This window comes from Sneathiella sp. D3-11, assembly GCF_055809395.1.
In genome coordinates, this window is the sequence record NZ_CM147911.1 from 3,082,094 (window position 1) to 3,099,522 (window position 17,429).

The window sequence follows — 17,429 nt, forward strand, 5'->3', positions numbered from 1 at the left end:
CCACAGACCGATAGAAAGAAGAGAAGAAATGTCAAAAATTTCCGCAAACGGTATCGAAATTGAATATGAAACACGGGGTGATGCCTCGGGCGACCCGATTGTCCTTGTTGGTGGAGTTGGAGTGCAGCTCACCTCCTGGAATGAAACTTTTATCGAGGCGCTGGTTGAAGCAGGATTTCATGTCATTTCCTATGATAACCGCGATGCCGGACTGTCCACTAAATTTGATGACTGGGGACCAGCGGATATTCCTGCGGCCTTTGCTCAGGCGCGGGCAAAGGAAAAAGTTTCAGCTCCCTATACGTTGGAGGATATGGCCGATGATGCCGCTGAACTGATCGCGGCGATTGGGGTTGGAAAGGCACATATCCTTGGAAGTTCAAACGGCGGCGCTATCGCGCAAACTTTGGCCTATCGACGGCCTGAATGTGTGAAATCTCTGATCTCGGTCATGGCGACGTCCGGCCGGCGTGGATTGCCCCGCCCAACTGAGGTGGCCGCGAAATGGCTCAGTCAGCCGCGTAACCCCGCCGGTACACGGGAAGGCGCGGTGGAGGATGCGATCGCGACGGCAAAGATCATCGGAAGCCCGGCCTTCCCTGTGGATGAAAAGATTTTGGCAGAACGCGCCGTCGCCCTTTTTGAGCGGTCCTACTACCCTGAAGGGAACGGGCGCCATCTTCTGGCGAGCCTGGCCTCGGGTGATAGCAGAGTGGCGCATTTATCCGAAATAACCGCGCCAGTACTTGTTATTCACGGACGGGAAGACCCGCTCGTTCCGCTTGGCTGCGCGGAAGATGTGAAAAACACAATCCCCGGCACCGAGATGATTGTGATAGATGGAATGGCGCATGACATTCCGGACGAGGCCGTCACGGCCATGGTTGAGGCAATCTTAAAGAACGCAAAAAGAGCAGCCTAATAGATCTAGTCCGGCGAATAACTCGCAATTATTCGCCGGGTCGACAGTTGATGTGACAAGCTGGATCTATTGACGTAAACTTCCTGAAAACAGAGACATGAATGGGGAGGATAATATGTCAACTGTGCAGGATACTCAGGCTGTAGACAGTGCGCGGGATCAGTTTCAGTCGGTTATAGCACCGGTCAAGGATCGGTCTTATGTGGCAGGGGAAAGAACAAGCGCGCTTCGGCGGCAGACTATTCCCCAGATGTTGAAAGAAACAGTTGCGAAATATGGCACGCGTGCGGCGCTCATCTTTCCGCAGCAGAATCTTACTCTTACATATGCTGAATTTGACCGGAAAGTGGATGCACTGGCGGCCGGACTTCTCGCGCTTGGACTGGAAACTGGCGATCGTATCGGGATATGGTCGCCCAATAATCTCGAATGGATCCTGACTCAATATGCGACGGCGCGGATCGGGCTGATCCTTGTGAATATTAATCCGGCCTATTGCCTATCAGAGCTGGAATACGCACTCAATAAATCGGGCTGCAAGGCGTTAATTGCGGCGGATAAGTTCAAGACGTCAGATTATCTCAAGATGATCCGGACGCTGGCGCCGGAGCTTGAAAACTCCGAGCCCGGGCAACTAAATGCCGCGAAGTTGCCGGCACTCAAGATTGTTATCGGCATACACGATAACCCCGGCGCGGGAATGTATGCGTTTTCCGATATCGCAGGGCTGGCAAGTGATAAGGAGCGGGCCGAACTCGATACGATTACGGATAGCCTAGCGTCCGATGATCCGATCAATATCCAGTTTACCTCTGGAACAACTGGCGCGCCCAAGGGAGCGACATTGACTCACTATAATATCGTCAATAACGCAGCCCATGTCGTCGGGCGCATGAACTTTACCGAGGAGGACCGGCTCTGTATCCCAGTACCGCTTTATCATTGTTTCGGGATGGTGATGGGTTCCTTGGGCTGTGTCAGTACAGGCGCGGCAATGGTCTTTCCCGGCGAAGCATTTGATCCGGTGGAAACTCTGCAAGCCGCGGCAACTGCGCGTTGCACGGCGCTTTACGGGGTTCCGACAATGTTTGTCGCCATGGTTGATCATCCACTTGTTGCGGAACTCGATCTTTCCAGCCTGCGTACTGGCGTGATGGCAGGCGCACCTTGTCCGATTGAAGTGATGAAAAAGGTGATTGATCATATGCATATGTCGGAAGTCACTATTTGCTATGGCATGACGGAGACTTCTCCCGTTTCCTTCCAAAGCGGTGTTGACGATCCGCTCGAGAAACGGGTCTCTACAGTTGGCCGTATTCATCCGCATGTGGAGGTTCGAATCGTCGATGAAAACGGCGCAGATGTTCCAGTTGGTGCGCAAGGCGAACTCTGGACGCGTGGCTATTCCGTGATGCGCGGCTATTGGGATGACGAGGAAAAAACAGGGGAGGCGATCGTTGATGGCGGGTGGATGCGTACGGGTGATCTTGCCGTCCTTGATGCGGAGGGATATTGCGAGATCGTAGGCCGCCTGAAAGACATGATCATTCGCGGCGGCGAAAATATCTATCCGCGGGAGATAGAAGAGTTCCTCTTCACTCATTCGGATATTCAGGAAGTGCAGGTCTTCGGTGTGCCGAATGAGAAATTCGGCGAAGAGGTTTGCTCCTGGATTGTTGTGCGCGAGGGCTCAACTCTAGATGAAGAGGGGGTTAAGGCCTACTGCAAGGATCAAATTGCCCATTACAAGGTGCCGCGCCATGTGCGGTTCGTTCCTGAGCTTCCGATGACTGTCACCGGTAAGCCGCAGAAATTCATTATGCGTGATGAAATGATTGAGATCCTTAATATAGAAAATTAACCGGTTAAATTAATTTAATTAGAATTAGTGCATTAGATTATATAATCATGTTAATATATTGATATTAAATAATTAATACTATTCATATGAATTTATTTCTGACATCTTTTTTTCAAAAATACATACAGCTCTACCCCATACTCCGTTCTCAATTTGGTCGAGTGCGAGGAGTGACGGAAGAAGTTGGGCGGCATAGTCCTCGCTGCTTTCCATGGGGAGCATGGAAGGGAGATTATCGATTGCCATTACATCGAGGGGGGAGTTCCGTCGCTTATCCGAATAACTGGATCATCAAAGGATGTGGCATGATCATAGATTGGGATTGGATTATAGGGACTGCTGGGATCGCAGGAGACATCGGCAATCACCGAAAGATGGCGCGGCGCAGTCAGAGCAGATTTGGACACGAAAACGGGAACGCCTTCCTGCGCTAGAATACAGTTTACAAATATATCATGTTCTAGAATTTCGGGGTAAGGTCCACCATGGGCAGTTTCCGCGATATCCCATTTTGTTACCTTTAGACCAAGCGCTTCGAAGCAGTCGCTTGCGCCTTTGCCAACCCGGCCAAGGGCACCGATAACGATCGCATTGGGTTTTTTACCGCCAGCATCAAGCGCGTGCGTAAGGCTTTCCCTCAATTCACTGATCAGTGCGTCGCGTCCGGCGTAGACATCTATTTTACTGGGGCCGGGGCCCTTGCCGATTTGCTCTGCTGTCCAGACCAACAGCGCAATGGCCGCGCCTGCAAATCCAGCCCAATAGCCGAAGGCGGCGACGCGGCGGCCCGCCTCATCGGTCAGGTACTCCAGATCATAGAGTTTGCCTCCTCCCTCCTTGAACCGTCGGAGAAGGGCGGGCCCATCGGTCTGCCCCTTAAAGGCATGGCCGAACATGATATGCCGATGGGGAAGTGGCGTCGTTGCCGTGGGTAGTTCCTTGAGGCCAAATATGATGGCATCGGCGGGCGCGTCGGCCCAGCTTCCTTCTGCGGCAATCTCACAGCCGGTGGCACGATAGGCGGAGATGGGGATGGCGCGACTACTGCTTTCCTCTACCGTTACCCGAAATTCGGCGGACAATAAGGAGCGGACGCCGTCTGGCGTAATACCGACCCGTTGTTCATTTTCGCGCTGCTCTGCACGAACCCAAAGATGCGTCATATTTTTCTCTTTTTCTCAAATATCAAAAGAAACCCCTTGGGCAAGAGGGAGTTCTTTGGAATAGTTGATCGTGTTGGTTGCACGCCGCATATAACTTTTCCAGGCATCCGATCCACTTTCGCGGCCGCCGCCGGTTTCCTTCTCCCCGCCAAAGGCGCCACCAATTTCCGCGCCCGAAGTCGCGATATTTACGTTGGCAATGCCGCAATCGGACCCCGCCGCGCTCAGGAACAGTTCTGCTTCCTGAATATCAAGCGTGAAGATGCAGGAGGAAAGACCCGCCCCCACCGCGTTATGCGTGGCAATGGCGTCTTCAAGATCATCATATTTCATCACATAGAGGATCGGCGCGAAGGTCTCCTCAAGCACGACGCCTTCATGCGCGGGCATTTCAACCAACGCCGGGCGGGCATAATAGGCATTTGCATGGCCATCCTCGATCCGTTCGCCTCCTGTTACCTTTCCACCAGCGTTCTTCGCGGCGGTAAGGGCTTTCTGCATCTGGTCAAATGCTTGCTTGTCAATAAGCGGCCCGACGAGTGCATCAGTCGTCAGAGGATTCCCGACTGAAACGGTCTGATAAGCTTTCTTGAGGCCCGGCACCAGTTTGTCATAAACAGAGGAATGCACGAACAGGCGCCGCAACGTGGTGCAGCGTTGTCCTGCTGTTCCCATGGCACCAAAGGCAACAGCCCGCAGTGTCATATCGATATCCGCGCTTGGTGCGACGATACCGGCGTTATTCCCGCCTAATTCCAGAATGACGCGGCCAAACCGTTCTGCCACCTTGGGGCCAACAATCCGGCCCATCCGTGTCGAGCCCGTGGCGGAGATTAGCGCAATATCGGGGCTTTCCACTAATGCTGAGCCAATATCGCCTGTTCCGTTGACAACGGCAAGAAGCCCCTCGGGTGCATCACCAAAACGTTCCAGGGCGCGGGCCATGATTTCCTTGCAGGCAAGCGCAGTCAGTGGTGCTTTTTCGGAAGGCTTCCAAATAACCGGGTTCCCGCAGACAAGGGCGAGGGTCGTATTCCATGACCAGACCGCAACGGGGAAGTTAAAAGCGGAAATAACGCCTACCGAGCCGAGCGGATGCCATTGTTCCATCATCCGGTGACCCGGGCGTTCCGTGGCGATGGTCAGGCCGTAAAGCTGACGGGAGAGGCCAACGGCAAAATCGCAAATATCGATCATTTCCTGAACTTCGCCATCCCCTTCAGAGGGAATTTTTCCAACTTCTAGGGAAACCAGCCGACCGAGGTCATGCTTCGACGCGCGCAATTCCTCTCCAAGCAGCCGGACGAGTTCGCCGCGGCGGGGAGCGGGCACTGTACGCCAGATCGAAAAGGCGGCCTTCGCCTGCTTGATTGCCGCAGCAACGTCAGCCGGATTGTTGGCCGGGACCGCCGCTATCTCTTCCCCTGTCAAAGGACTCGTAACCATAAGGCCGCCGCCTGTATAGGCTGTCTTGGCAACCCCGAGCCGCGTGAGAATTTGGGTGGTTTCTTCAGCCATATGCATCGCATCTATTCCTTCTTTTGCAATCAGCCAGCTTCTGGCGATCATTACATCGCCCTGTTGGAATTACTTCTATCGCTTATTGGCTTGAGTTTAAAGGGCAAGAAAACTGCCGCGGAAGATTTTCGAAATGACACTTGGTCTAGAAGGGGACAGATAGACTAACCGCGCCGAACTCGTCACTGCTCGCCTGGCCCTTGTATTCGCGAGACCGGAAGACATGGGTGAAAGCGAGGCGTGCGGATTTTACCGTGAATGCCACGCCGACTTGTGCATCGGCGACGAAGGGTTCTTTATCTACGCTGCGGCTGTCGGCCCATGTGTTGCCATCAAGGAAGATATTGCGTGCAACTGCCCGCGCGTCCAGTCCGGCAAAAAAGTACAAACCGATATCGTCCTGTTGTTCGAAAAAGCCGGAGCCGGGAAGGCCTGGCTGGATACGAGGAGGGCCATAATCGTTGGGCAGATTCCAACCAAATCGCAGTGTCGCGCCAGCATTGGCGTAGGTGTATATATTGCCAAGCGCGCCGCCGATATGCGGTGTTGCGTCAATTGAAAATCCTTTGATTTCCGTCGAGCCGAGGGCGCGCCAACTCCGTTGATAGGTTAGGACCAGCCCTGGCTCATTCTTGAGTTGGGTGTCCCAACCCTGTGGTTCTGGAGAATTGACGATTTTATGAACAAATTTCTGTGATTGTTCTGCAAAAGATGCAGGCCCGACCATGCCAAGTTGCAATTGCAATTGATCAAGCTGCTTTTCTCCTGTTTCGACAACGATTCCGACGGCACCGTAAAGCCAGCCCGCATAGGGCCTCTCGTCCAGAGGCGGATCCTTATCGGAGATATCATTGGGCGTATACATATTTTGCCCAATGGCATAGGTCGATCGAACTTTGCCGTTGTCCGGGAAAAAAGGGAGAAGCCGCGCTGCCTTCAAAGCCCATTGAGGTGCATAGTCTGGCTCTGACATCCACGCAAGTTGCACGCCATTTGTATAGTCCCTGTCGATTCCGAAGAACAAATCATTTTCAAGCACGAACGTAAATGTACCGGATTCTTCTTCATCGGCCTCGGCAGCCTCGTTGGCAAGCACTTGCGTGGCTGGCAATAACAGCAGAACAAGGGCGACTATGACGGTTCGGAGCGATTTCATCCGCTGCACTTATCCAAAGATAATGGTGAGAATTTGTCCACTTAGATGCGATTATTTAGCGGAGCGCCAATGCTTTGTCACGTGCAGAGATCGCGTCTGGCTATTTTGGTCGTTCTGTTACCTTTTATTGCTCTATACTGTTGTAAAAATAACAGGGTGACACAAATCGCCCAAAATTAATCAAAACAAGAAAATGAAGGGACAGGGAATGGCTCAACTCACAATCGACCGGCAGGATAATATCGGGATCATCCGTTTCAGCAATCCGCCGCTGGGATTTATGGATGGCGAGACGGAAAGTGAGCTTGATGCCGCGCTGACGGAAGTTGAGGTGGATCCCGAAATACGGGTCGTGATTATTACCGGTGCGGATAATGATGTTTTTATTCGCCATTATGACGTCGGAGTGCTGTATGAGAGGAGTAAGGCAATGGCAGAGCGCGGCCTTAAGTTCGATCCAACCCGACCAGTGCCGGAATCCCTGATTCATAAATGCTATCGGCGTATGGAAGCCATGGGCAAGCCTTTTATCGCAGCAATCAACGGCAGCGCAATGGGCGGTGGCTTCGAACTTGCGCTTGCCTGTGATATTCGGATTGTGAAAGACGGTCCCTATGATTTGGGGTTGCCCGAGGTTAACCTTGGTATATTACCGGGCGCGGGCGGCACGCAAAGGCTAACTGGACTTGTCGGCAAGGCAAAGGCGCTGGACTTAATGCTACTTGGGCGGACAATGACCCCGCGAGAGGCCACGGACTTGGGTCTTGCAAGTTACTGTGTGAAAGAAAATGTTCTTGAGAAAGCGCTTGAGGTTGCAGCGCTTCTGGCGTCCCGCTCGCCGCGTGCTGTCAGCCATATCAAGGACTTGATCCAAGGTGTGAATAATCGTTCCGCTGAAGACGGCTTCGCGAGAGAACGGACGCTTTTCTGCGATTTGATGGTTGATGAACGAGGGTTGGAGGAAATGCGTAAGATGGCGGCGGGGGAGCGCGATATACGCGATCCGGCGCTTGCGCGGCTTAAAAGAAATTGAGACAAGCGCGCGCAATAAGATAAGCTGCGCCGAGAAATATAAAAACTAAGACAACGTCAGTATGGGAGGTGACGATGGATTTGGGTCAGTTCAACCGCGATTATGTTTCTGCGGTTAAGGATTATCGCGTTGATATTCCAAATGATTTTAATTTTGCTTATGACGTTATCGACAAGCGGGGAGAGGGTAAGGACGGTGTTGCCGTTATCGCGGTATCCCGTGATGGCGAGACGATAAAGGAAATCACCTATTCAGATTATGCGGAGGAGTCAGCGCGCCTTGCGAATGCATTCCTGTCTCTTGGTATTACGAAAGGCGATTTTGGCTGTATGGTCATTGGCCGAATTCCGGAATGGTATACGGTTTTGTTCGCCTGCATGAAGGTCGGGGCTATCTCGATGCCGGGGACCAACCTTTTGACCGCCAAGGATATTGCTTATCGCGTGCAGCGATCCAAGGCGCGCTTTGTGGTTGTCACGCCGGAGCATTGTGAGAAGGTGGAGGCGGTGCGGGATGAATGCCCGACCCTGGAGCATTTTATCGTTGTGGGCGGCACGCACCCGGGCTGGCTGTCGTTCGATGAGCTTGTTGCGAATGCGTCGCCAATGCTGGATCGTAAGGACGCGCCATCAACGGTGGCCTCCGATATGATGATGGCCTATTTCACCTCTGGCACGACGTCCATGCCGAAAATGGTTCCGCGGGATTTTGGCTATGCGGTGGCCCATGTAGCGACGGCGCTCTTCTGGATGGATTTGAAAGAAGGTGATGTACACTGGACTCTAACAGATACAGGCTGGGCGAAGGCGGCTTGGGGGTTGCTGTTTCCGCCGTTGCTGGCCGGTGCTAAAGTGGTCCTCTATGATGGGGAAGGGGCGTTTGATGTTGATTTTCATCTGAAAATGATTGAACGGTTGGGGGTTTCTACCTTCTGCGCCCCGCCAACTGTTTATCGTCTGTTCGCCCAACATGATCTAAGCGGATATAACCTGGACACGATGCGCCGTTCCTTGGGTGCCGGGGAGCCACTTAACCCGGAAGTCATCCGCTATTGGCAGGAACATACCGGCAATGTTATCGCCGATGGCTATGGTCAGACGGAAACCATCAATATCGTTGGAAACTTTCCGGGAATGGAGCCGCGATTTGGCTCCATGGGCAAGCCGGTTCCGGGGTTTGACATCGACATCATCGATGACGACGGCAATCGCCAGCCGGATGGGGAGGTGGGCCATATTGCGATCCGAACAGACGATGGAGGCTGGCCACCTGGCCTGTTCGATGGTTATTACACCGGCGGCGAACCGGATACCGGGTCATTCCGTCATGGATGGTACTTTACCGGGGATACGGCAAGACGTGACGCCGATGGTTATATCTGGTTTGAGGGGCGGGCAGATGACTTGATCAGTTCCGGTGCCTACCGGATTAGCCCGTTCGAGGTGGAAAGCGCACTGCTGGAGCATCCGGAAGTGGTTGAGAGTGCAGTAATTGGCATTCCCGATGAGATGCGGGGACAACTGGTCAAAGCCTATATCATTCTAAAGAACCCGGAAAAAGCAGGTCCGGACCTTATGACCGATATACAGGATTTCTGCAAAAATCTGACGGCACCCTATAAATATCCCCGGCAGGTTGAGTTCGTGGAAAGTCTGCCGAAGACGATCTCTGGCAAGATCCGCCGGGTGGAGCTACGCGAAGGAGGCTAGGGCATTGGGATGGCGCAGGTTATTCCCGCGCCATCTCCGCTTTGCCAACACCTTCGCCGTCGAGGGTTTGCGTATCCATATGGACTGTGACCTTGCGTAAGAAACCGTCAAATTCAAACGGCGACGCGTAATCACCGACCGGATTTCCGCGATCCCGCCCGATATCGAGGCCGGACCAAGAAATCAGCATAAAGAATCCGAGGTGACTTTCGACTGATCCGGCGTCTTCCCCGTCAATAGTGAGTGTATAACGGCTCCGTCCCATACCTTTGCCCATGCGCGGCTTTTCTTCTTTAGTCAGGCGTTCAACCCGGAGACCGAGCAGGCGGCGACCGGGCGCAACTTTCTTGCCGGATGTGACAACCACATGTTCCCCGCCAATATTAAGATCATGCACCAGATAACCGTCTTTCATGAACAAGCTGTAGCCTGACGTTGTATCGCCATGGGCGATCAAGACACCGTTGCTTGCCTCGTTCAGAATATCTGCGTCCGCCTCAATCCGGTAATCGCGGCTGCGGAGGTCCGGCGCAACATCTGAGGGAATATGACCAACACCACGATGGAAAATCGCAATATTTCGGTCGCCCTGCAACCGTTCAGCATTTTCTGCAAAACGAGGTGCGAAGCGGTCATCCAGCGGGAGGACCTGATTGTTTTTTGCCTCTTCCCACCAGCTTTCGATCATTTTTTCCAGCCGTTCCGGGTGCTCTTCGGCGAGGTTCCGGCTTTCGGAGAAATCTTCGTCGAGGTTATAGAGCTCCCAGGTATCATTCTCAAACGGTGTTCCCATGGGATGAAAGGCCACCGCTTTCCAGCCATCCTGCCAGATTCCGCGATGTCCGAACATTTCGAAATACTGCGGTTTGTCGCGGGAGGGTGCCTCCGGCTTGAACAAACTGTCCTTGAAGCTCTGTCCTTCAATTGGTTGTTGCTTTACGCCGTTGATGGTGTCTGGCGCTTCGATATCCAGAATATCGAGGAGGGTCGGCACCACGTCGGAGCAATGGGCAAACTGATGCCGCAACTCTCCGCGCGCGGGAAGACCTTTCGGCCAACTGATAATCAACGGATCACGGATGCCGCCGCCATGGGTGTTTTGTTTATAGCGTTTCAGCGGAGAATTCGCGGCCATAGCCCAGCCATGTGGAAAGTTTGTATGGGTATCGGGTCCGCCTATATCCTCGATCCGTGCGAGTTTCTCTTCCATTGGTTCGGGGCGCAGGTTAAACGGTCCCATCGCATTGACCAGCCCGTTGCGGCCGCCTTCCTGGCTCGCGCCGTTATCGGAGAGAACAAGGATCAGAGTGTTGTCCATCTGGCCGGTTTCTTCCAGAAACTCAACAATCCGCGCAATATGCTGGTCCGTGTGATCGAGCATACCGGCGTAGGCCGACTGCAGCCGCGTATAGAGACGCCGCTCGTCTTCGGTATGTTCATCCCACGCTTTGACGCCGTCATTGCGGGGCGGCATTTCCGTGTTTTCAGGGACGATCCCGAGTTCTTTCTGGCGGGCGAGGCGTTGTTCACGCTCCTTATCCCAGCCGCCCTCAAACATCGGGTCATAGCTTTTAATAATATCCTTCGGCGCCTGATGGGGGGCATGACAGGCGCCGAAGGCGCACCAGAGAAGCCAGGGCGTCTTTTCCGCGCCCGCCTGATGATCGGCGAGCATGCGGATAGACTGATCCACAAGATCCTCGGTAAGGTGATATCCACTGGCATAATCGCCGGGCGGGTCGATATGGCCGTTGTCCCGCACAAGCTCCGGTGCGTATTGGTCTGTTTCCGCATCCAGAAAGCCATAAAATCGATCAAACCCGCGGCTCAGGGGCCAGCCATCGAAGGGACCGGTCGGTCCGCTTTCGTTGAGCGGGTTTACATGCCATTTTCCGATCATATAGTTGCGATAGCCGTTCGGGCGTAGCATCTCGGCGAGAGTGCCGGCGGTTTTCGCAATCTTACCACGATAGCCGGGATATCCGCTGTCGAAATTGGCAAGGCAGCCGACACCGACGGAGTGATGATTTCGCCCGGTCAGAAGTGCCGCACGAGTGGTTGAGCACATAGCTGTCGTATGAAAACCGGTGTATCGCACGCCTTTTTCGGCGAGCTTGTCTATAGTCGGCGTTTTGATAGGTGAGCCGTAACATCCAAAGTCAGAAAAACCCACATCATCAAAGAGAACCACAAGAATGTTTGGGGCGCCATCCGGTGCTTTTGCGGGTTCCGGCCAAAAAGGCTTATACTCTTCCATTGAACTACTCCCTCTCGCTTTGCGCGTTCTTTATTGTATCTTTTCTGTGCAGATAGACTTTAAATCCGCACTGTGCCTGTCTTCCCAATCTGATCAAGGGTTTTACGGGCGATGTTGAGTTGATGGATCTGGCTGGTTCCTTCATACAGTCGGAACAGGCGAACATCGCGGTAGAACCGCTCAATGCTGCTGTAATCCGCGACATAGCCGGACCCGCCAAATATCTGAACGGCCCGGTCCGCGATCCGACCGCACATCTCCGTCGCAAAATATTTACACATGGAGGCTTCCAGAGTGATATCGATCCCTTCGTCACGTTTGCGCGCGGTATCAAGGATTAAAGTTCGCGCGGCCGCAACATCCACATGGCTGTCAGCAATCATTGCCTGGACGAGCTGAAAATCGCCAATAGGATGTCCAAATTGTTTTCTTTCCTGGGAATATTTCGCCGCATCATCCAGCATTCGCATCGCCGGTCCGGTGCTTAGAGCGGAAAGATGAATACGCTGTTTGTTGAGTGCCTTCATCGCCGTCTTAAAGCCAACACCTTCTTCTCCGCCCAAAAGTCGATCAGGCGTGATCTCACAATTCTCGAAATGGACTTCTGAAACGGGGGAGCCGGATTGACCCATCATTTTATAGGCCGGGCCAACGGTAAGGCCGGGAGTGTCCTTATCGACCAGAAAGGCGCTGATGCCGCGATGGCTGTCATCGTCAGGATCAGTCCGCGCGAAAACAGTGAATAGGTCTGAGATCGGAGCATTGGTGATGAACGCTTTTGAGCCGTTCATGACATAGTGGTTACCTTTTTTGACGGCCGTTGTGGTCAGTGCCGTGGCCTGAGAGCCAGCTTCCCTTTCGGTGAGCGCAAAACAGCCAACAATTTCACCGGCGGCCAGTTTAGGTAGGTATTTCCGCTTTTGCTCTTCCGTCCCATCGACGATGAGGGACTCGCTACCGATCCCGGTATTTGAGCCAACGCGGGCGCGATAGGCAACTGAGCAGTAGGAGAGCTCAAACGCCATCAGGACCAATTCTTCCGTGGTCAGGCCAAGCCCGCCATATTCTTCTGGGACTGCCCAAGCAAAGTAACCACGTGCCTGCATATCGTCGACAAGATCCTGTGGGACTTCATTGAGTTCTGCGACGCGATCCTCATTCGGAATTGCAACTTTCTCGACCCATTCCCGGACGTCAAGGCGTTGTTTTTCTAGTTCTTCTTTATCGCGGATCATGTGTTTGTCTCTATTGAATATAATGGCAGTAGGGGGGCTGATTAGTTGGTCAGTAGGTTTCTCATATTGGATAACGCTGTGTCGCTTTCGGAAACGAGCCGCTGCACAATTTCTTCAACGGACATGAGTTCATTGAACCAGGCAATGCTCTGGCCCGTTGCCTCATAGATCAGCGGTTCAATCTCATGCTCATCTATGCCGGCAATGATGTCCGCCGTGAGCACCTGTTGAAAGGGCATTTTAAGGGGCTTGGGTGCATCCGGTTGATCCCATTCTTCAGACCAGGCGGACTTTATAAGACGGCAGGACTTTCCGCTATGGCTGAGGGAGATGGTGGTGTCCAGACTGTTCGCTTTGAGCAGCTTGTTCAAAAGCGCATCACAAAGCGCATGTTCCTTTGAGGCGAGCCACGCAGTACCGAGCCATACTCCTTGCGCGCCGAGGCCGAATGAAGCCGCGATATGCCGTCCATGACCCACGCCACCGGCTGCCAGAACAGGGATATCCCCAGCGACGTCAACAACCTGCGGGACGAGGGAGAAAGTTCCGATTGGGCCTGTATGACCGCCTGCGTCGTAGCCTTGCGCAACAATGACGTCTACGCCTGCTGCCTTCGCCTTTTCTGCATGGCGCGGTGCTCCGACGAGGGAGAAAGTGATCTTTCCGTAGCTCTTCGCTTTTTTGATCATTTCTGGAGGCATGCCAACGGCGGAGGCAAAACTGTGTGCATCGGATTCAAGGGTTGCTGCCAACTGTTCCTCGAACAATTGTTGCGATCGGATTTGTGAGGAAAAGAAGGTTGGTTTCGTAGCGGGCGGAACCTTGTATTTTCCCGTTAGATCCTGAATAAATTTTTTATGTTCCTCGGGCAGGTTGGTCTTAGTTCCGTCTCGGTCGGTATCGTCGCCGACAGTCGATGGCAACATCAGGTCAATACCGAAGGGCAGATCGCCAAGTTCTTCTTTCATTATTCTGGCAATGTCTGCAATTTCGTCCGGCATGCTTCGCGCGGCACCGAAAACGGGATATCCACCTGCTTTCCCCAGAGCCACCATGACGTCAATATTGTGGGCGAGACCGAAGATCGGATAACGAATTCCCATTTTCTCGCATAACGGTGACGTCAAGGCCATGATCTTTTCCTTCTTTTTATTTTTTTAGTCAGGTATCAAAAATGTTGAACTGACGCAGATTTTCCGCAACCGCCGCGAGGCGTGGCGCAAGGTCATTTTCTATTTCATCCTTGCGCGCACGATAGGCGGGAATACCACAGGACAGGGTAACAACAAGACCGTCCGAAGTCCGACCGACAGGCGCGGACATTGCGTAAATAGTTTCACGCCACTCACCGTAAGACGTACAGAAACCATGCTCCTTACAGCTCTTTATTCCCTTGTCGATTTTTTCTTTGCAGCGCTCCAGAGCGCCGGGATAGGCACTCTCAACTTCCAGGTATTTCTCTGCACGTTCCTCGTCAGATAACAGAGAAAGTAATGACCGACCAGTTGCGGAATCGGCCACCGGAACCGTCATGCCCATCTCCGGGACATGAGGGAAATTTGTGATGTCGCCGATGGTTTGGATATAAACGGCATCGCCTCCGTTGAAGACGGCAAGAGAGACGTTACCTTTAGAGAAATCGGCATAATCCTGCATCAGGTTGATCGCTTGTCGTCTCCATTTCATATGGGAGAGAATAGGATAGGATAGCGCAAGTAGGCCGGGGGCAAGCTTGAAGCCTCCATTTGGGTCGCGCCGAAGATAATGCAAAGCAATCAAGGTCTTGCAAAGACGCGATACGGTTGCCTTGTTAATGCCGATCCGCGCGGCTATCTGCGCATTCGTAAGGGTTTGATCGCCGTCGAGAAAGCACGCAAGGATATCCAGCCCCCGGATCAGGGTTGTTGAAAGTGAACTATCGCCATCGACCATTTCATCCAGTGGGATATGGCGCCTTTCGACGCGATCGATAAGATTGGTATGCTCACTGCTCATATAATACCTCGTTCACGATAGGCATTTATTTCCTCTTTGGTGAGCCCGAGAAGCCGTTCGAAAACAGCGTCGTTATCTGCACCAAGGTCTTTCGCCGTCCATTTGACTTTCCCCGGATTCTGGGAAAATTTAGGGACAACATTCTGTAGCCGGACGGAACCAAAATCTTCGTCCGGAACAGAGGTAATTGCCTCACGCGCCTGATACTGTGGATCATTGAAGATTTGCTCGACCGAATAGATCGGCGCTATGGTTCCTTTGGCCTTGGAAAAGGCGGCCAATACTTCTTCAAGTGTATGAGATGAGATAAAGCTACCGAAAATCTTGTCAAGTTCTTCGGCGTTTTCCACCCGCAGGCCATTGTTCGCAAAGCGGGGATCATCTATAAGTTCGGGTCGTCCAACGGCTGCGGCATTTCCTTTAAAGGTGGTGTTGGTGCTGCCTGCGAGAGAGACATATTTCTTGTCACTTGTTAGGTAAACATCGGAGGGGGCCGAGTATTGATTGCGGTTGCCGCTTCGTCCGCGCACGACACCTAGTTGGTCATACTCAATGGCGAGAAAGTCGAGCAGGCGGAATGTTGCCTCCGTCAGCGAGAGGTCGATCTCTTCGCCCATGGCAGTTTCGTCGTCCCGTACCTTATGGACGGCCGCAAGAATGGACATTGCGCCGAACACGCCACCAAAGGCATCCGAGATTGGGTAACCGGTATGAACAGGGGGGCGGTCAGGATCCCCTGTGATGTGGGTTAGGCCGCCCATGGCCTCAAAAATACGCGCAAATCCTGGCTGGTCGATATACGGGCCAGTCTGACCAAAGGCAGTTGTCCTGAGAATCACAAGTTTTGGGTTCGCCTTCCAGAGTTTCTCTACATCAAGGCCCCAGCGGTCAAGAGTGCCGGGTTTAAAGTTCTCGATCAGGACATCAAATTCCGGCAGCATCTCGAGGAGAAGTTCTGCACCTTCTTTCTTTCGAAGGTCCAAGGTGCCGAATTGCTTGCCGCGGTTCGCGGCCTTCCACCAGAGGGATTTTCCGTCCTTGAAAGGAGGAAAACCGCGCATGCCGTCGCCGACGCCCGGCAGTTCCAGCTTGACGACATCTGCACCCATATCCGCAAGCAATGTGCCGGCAAAGGGGGCAGCGATAATCGTGGCAATGTCAAGAATACGCAGACCGGTTAGAGGGCCGGATGAGTTTTTATCTGTCATGTAGTCTTCCGAGTACTGTTTTTATTTTTGTAGTTATTGACATGGTTTGTTACTATATATAAAACACTATCGTCAAACATAAAAATAATTAAAACGACGGGGACAATGAATTTTAGTTTAAGCTCGGAAGCCGATGATATCAGGCTGCGTGCAGAAAGCTTCTTTTCGCAGGAAGTTTTGCCGCGGCATCGCGAGTGGGTTCAGACTGTTTGTCATGAGCGCAAACCTGCTCCTTTCATTAAGGAAATTCAGGATAAAGCGAAGGAGGAAGGTCTCTGGAACCTTGCTTTGCCTCAACTCGCGGATGACGAGCCGGGAACAAGGCTGACCAATCTTGAATTTGCCCCGATTGCAGAGATTCTGGGTCGATTGCCGTGGGGATCTCAGGTCTTTAACTGTCACGCGCCAGAAGTGCCGAATATGGCGATGCTTCAGGCCATCGCGACGCCGGAACAGAAAGAAAAATGGCTGCGCCCTCTGCTCAATGCGGAAACTCGTTCTTCATTTGCTATGACGGAGCCGGACGTTGCCTCTTCCGATGCGACTAACATTGCGACAAAAATCCATGAAGAGGGGGATGAGCTAGTCCTGAATGGTCGCAAGTGGTTTGCAACTGGCGGCGCGCATCCGGATTGTTCCTTTCTGATTGTCATGGGGATTTCTGACCCTGATGCAGGCCGGACGGGTCAGCACAGTATGGTCATTGTTCCGATCGGTACGCCTGGCCTTACCTTGGTCCGTAAGTTGCGTTTTATGGGATGGGAAGATTTTGTGGCGCCCATCGGTGAGTTTGAACTGAAGAATGTCCGCGTTCCGAAAGCTAACCTACTGGGTGAGCGAGGGCAGGGTTTCAAGGGAGCGCAAGTTCGACTGGGACCGGCGCGTATTCATCATTCCATGCGGTGTGTCGGGATGGCCGAAATGGTTCTCGCGCAGATGGTCGCCAGAGCGCATGAGCGGAAAACGTTTGGACGCCCGATTATCGAGTATGATACGGTTCAGAAATGGATTGCCGAAGCACGCATTGATATAGACCTGAATCGCTTGTTTATCCAAAAGGCAGCCTGGCTGCTTGATACAAGTCCGGACAAGAATACCTGGCGGATCGTATCGCAAGTAAAGGTATCTGTACCGCGCATGTTACAAAAAGTGACCGATAGAGCGGTCCAGCTTTTCGGCGCCATGGGGGGGACAGATGATACATTGATTCATCATGCTCATTCTTACGCCCGCTGGTTTCGTATCGGCGACGGCCCAGATGAAGTGCATCTGAGACAGATTTTCAAGACTGAACCCGTTCCGGAATGGTCCATTGCCGATTGCCCCTATATTGCCCCTGACGGGTTTTAGGAAAAGAGGAGAGTCTTCGTGA

At 52.9% G+C, this 17,429-nt stretch carries 12 protein-coding genes and 1 pseudogene; 5 read left to right on the top strand and 8 right to left on the bottom strand.

Annotated features, from left to right (window positions below):
* The first annotated feature begins 28 nt into the window (after nucleotides 1-28).
* On the top strand, nucleotides 29-922 hold the full coding sequence (locus AC0L73_RS15575; protein WP_227951145.1) for an alpha/beta fold hydrolase: 894 nt from the start codon (nucleotides 29-31) through the stop codon (nucleotides 920-922).
* A gap of 115 nt (nucleotides 923-1,037) precedes the next feature.
* Nucleotides 1,038-2,783 carry an AMP-binding protein gene (locus AC0L73_RS15580; protein WP_473654171.1) on the top strand — a complete coding sequence of 582 codons (1,746 nt, stop codon included), beginning with the start codon at nucleotides 1,038-1,040 and terminating at the stop codon, nucleotides 2,781-2,783.
* A gap of 78 nt (nucleotides 2,784-2,861) precedes the next feature.
* On the opposite strand, the pseudogene AC0L73_RS15585 reads toward AC0L73_RS15580, so the two are convergent.
* From AC0L73_RS15585 to AC0L73_RS15595, 3 genes and pseudogenes are all read right to left on the bottom strand, one after another.
* A pseudogene (locus AC0L73_RS15585) lies at nucleotides 2,862-3,946 on the bottom strand (saccharopine dehydrogenase).
* 15 nt (nucleotides 3,947-3,961) lie between these two features.
* On the bottom strand, nucleotides 3,962-5,470 hold the full coding sequence (gene amaB / locus AC0L73_RS15590) for an L-piperidine-6-carboxylate dehydrogenase (protein WP_473655456.1): 1,509 nt from the start codon (nucleotides 5,468-5,470) through the stop codon (nucleotides 3,962-3,964).
* Between the two features lie 139 nt (nucleotides 5,471-5,609).
* The gene (locus tag AC0L73_RS15595; protein WP_473654172.1) at nucleotides 5,610-6,620 is read right to left on the bottom strand and encodes a lipid A deacylase LpxR family protein; all 1,011 of its coding nucleotides are present in this window, start codon (nucleotides 6,618-6,620) and stop codon (nucleotides 5,610-5,612) included.
* A 208-nt stretch (nucleotides 6,621-6,828) separates the two neighbouring features.
* Between AC0L73_RS15595 and AC0L73_RS15600 the strand changes: the two genes are divergently transcribed.
* Together AC0L73_RS15600 and AC0L73_RS15605 are read left to right on the top strand one after the other, a co-directional pair.
* Nucleotides 6,829-7,653 carry an enoyl-CoA hydratase/isomerase family protein gene (locus AC0L73_RS15600; RefSeq protein ID WP_473654173.1) on the top strand — a complete coding sequence of 275 codons (825 nt, stop codon included), beginning with the start codon at nucleotides 6,829-6,831 and terminating at the stop codon, nucleotides 7,651-7,653.
* Nucleotides 7,654-7,727: 74 nt separating this feature from the next.
* On the top strand, nucleotides 7,728-9,362 hold the full coding sequence (locus tag AC0L73_RS15605; protein WP_473654174.1) for an acyl-CoA synthetase: 1,635 nt from the start codon (nucleotides 7,728-7,730) through the stop codon (nucleotides 9,360-9,362).
* Between the two features lie 19 nt (nucleotides 9,363-9,381).
* Here the strand turns inward: AC0L73_RS15605 and AC0L73_RS15610 are convergent, their stop codons facing one another.
* The 5 genes from AC0L73_RS15610 to AC0L73_RS15630 are packed head-to-tail and all read right to left on the bottom strand — an operon-like array spanning nucleotide 9,382 to nucleotide 16,057.
* A complete protein-coding gene (locus AC0L73_RS15610) occupies nucleotides 9,382-11,619 on the bottom strand; it encodes an arylsulfatase (protein ID WP_473654175.1) in 2,238 nt (745 codons plus the stop codon).
* 59 nt (nucleotides 11,620-11,678) lie between these two features.
* Complete coding sequence (locus AC0L73_RS15615) at nucleotides 11,679-12,854, bottom strand: acyl-CoA dehydrogenase family protein (RefSeq protein WP_473654176.1); 1,176 nt, start codon at nucleotides 12,852-12,854, stop codon at nucleotides 11,679-11,681.
* 41 nt (nucleotides 12,855-12,895) lie between these two features.
* Nucleotides 12,896-13,987, bottom strand: coding sequence for an NAD(P)H-dependent flavin oxidoreductase (locus tag AC0L73_RS15620; RefSeq protein ID WP_473654177.1), 1,092 nt, complete (start codon nucleotides 13,985-13,987; stop codon nucleotides 12,896-12,898).
* Nucleotides 13,988-14,015: 28 nt separating this feature from the next.
* A complete protein-coding gene (locus AC0L73_RS15625) occupies nucleotides 14,016-14,849 on the bottom strand; it encodes an IclR family transcriptional regulator (RefSeq protein ID WP_227951166.1) in 834 nt (277 codons plus the stop codon).
* Nucleotides 14,846-16,057 carry a CaiB/BaiF CoA transferase family protein gene (locus AC0L73_RS15630; RefSeq protein WP_227951168.1) on the bottom strand — a complete coding sequence of 404 codons (1,212 nt, stop codon included), beginning with the start codon at nucleotides 16,055-16,057 and terminating at the stop codon, nucleotides 14,846-14,848. The genes AC0L73_RS15625 and AC0L73_RS15630 overlap by 4 nt, the downstream gene beginning before the upstream one ends.
* A gap of 105 nt (nucleotides 16,058-16,162) precedes the next feature.
* Between AC0L73_RS15630 and AC0L73_RS15635 the strand changes: the two genes are divergently transcribed.
* A complete protein-coding gene (locus AC0L73_RS15635) occupies nucleotides 16,163-17,407 on the top strand; it encodes an acyl-CoA dehydrogenase family protein (protein WP_473654178.1) in 1,245 nt (414 codons plus the stop codon).
* Nucleotides 17,408-17,429 lie beyond the last annotated feature (22 nt).

Bases quoted from the DNA above. Each gene is read 5' to 3' on its own strand.
- AC0L73_RS15575 (WP_227951145.1), top strand. From the start codon at position 29: ATGTCAAAAATTTCCGCAAACGGTATCGAAATTGAATATGAAACACGG.
- AC0L73_RS15580 (WP_473654171.1), top strand. From the start codon at position 1,038: ATGTCAACTGTGCAGGATACTCAGGCTGTAGACAGTGCGCGGGATCAG.
- amaB (WP_473655456.1), bottom strand. From the start codon at position 5,470: ATGCATATGGCTGAAGAAACCACCCAAATTCTCACGCGGCTCGGGGTT.
- AC0L73_RS15595 (WP_473654172.1), bottom strand. From the start codon at position 6,620: ATGAAATCGCTCCGAACCGTCATAGTCGCCCTTGTTCTGCTGTTATTG.
- AC0L73_RS15600 (WP_473654173.1), top strand. From the start codon at position 6,829: ATGGCTCAACTCACAATCGACCGGCAGGATAATATCGGGATCATCCGT.
- AC0L73_RS15605 (WP_473654174.1), top strand. From the start codon at position 7,728: ATGGATTTGGGTCAGTTCAACCGCGATTATGTTTCTGCGGTTAAGGAT.
- AC0L73_RS15610 (WP_473654175.1), bottom strand. From the start codon at position 11,619: ATGGAAGAGTATAAGCCTTTTTGGCCGGAACCCGCAAAAGCACCGGAT.
- AC0L73_RS15615 (WP_473654176.1), bottom strand. From the start codon at position 12,854: ATGATCCGCGATAAAGAAGAACTAGAAAAACAACGCCTTGACGTCCGG.
- AC0L73_RS15620 (WP_473654177.1), bottom strand. From the start codon at position 13,987: ATGGCCTTGACGTCACCGTTATGCGAGAAAATGGGAATTCGTTATCCG.
- AC0L73_RS15625 (WP_227951166.1), bottom strand. From the start codon at position 14,849: ATGAGCAGTGAGCATACCAATCTTATCGATCGCGTCGAAAGGCGCCAT.
- AC0L73_RS15630 (WP_227951168.1), bottom strand. From the start codon at position 16,057: ATGACAGATAAAAACTCATCCGGCCCTCTAACCGGTCTGCGTATTCTT.
- AC0L73_RS15635 (WP_473654178.1), top strand. From the start codon at position 16,163: ATGAATTTTAGTTTAAGCTCGGAAGCCGATGATATCAGGCTGCGTGCA.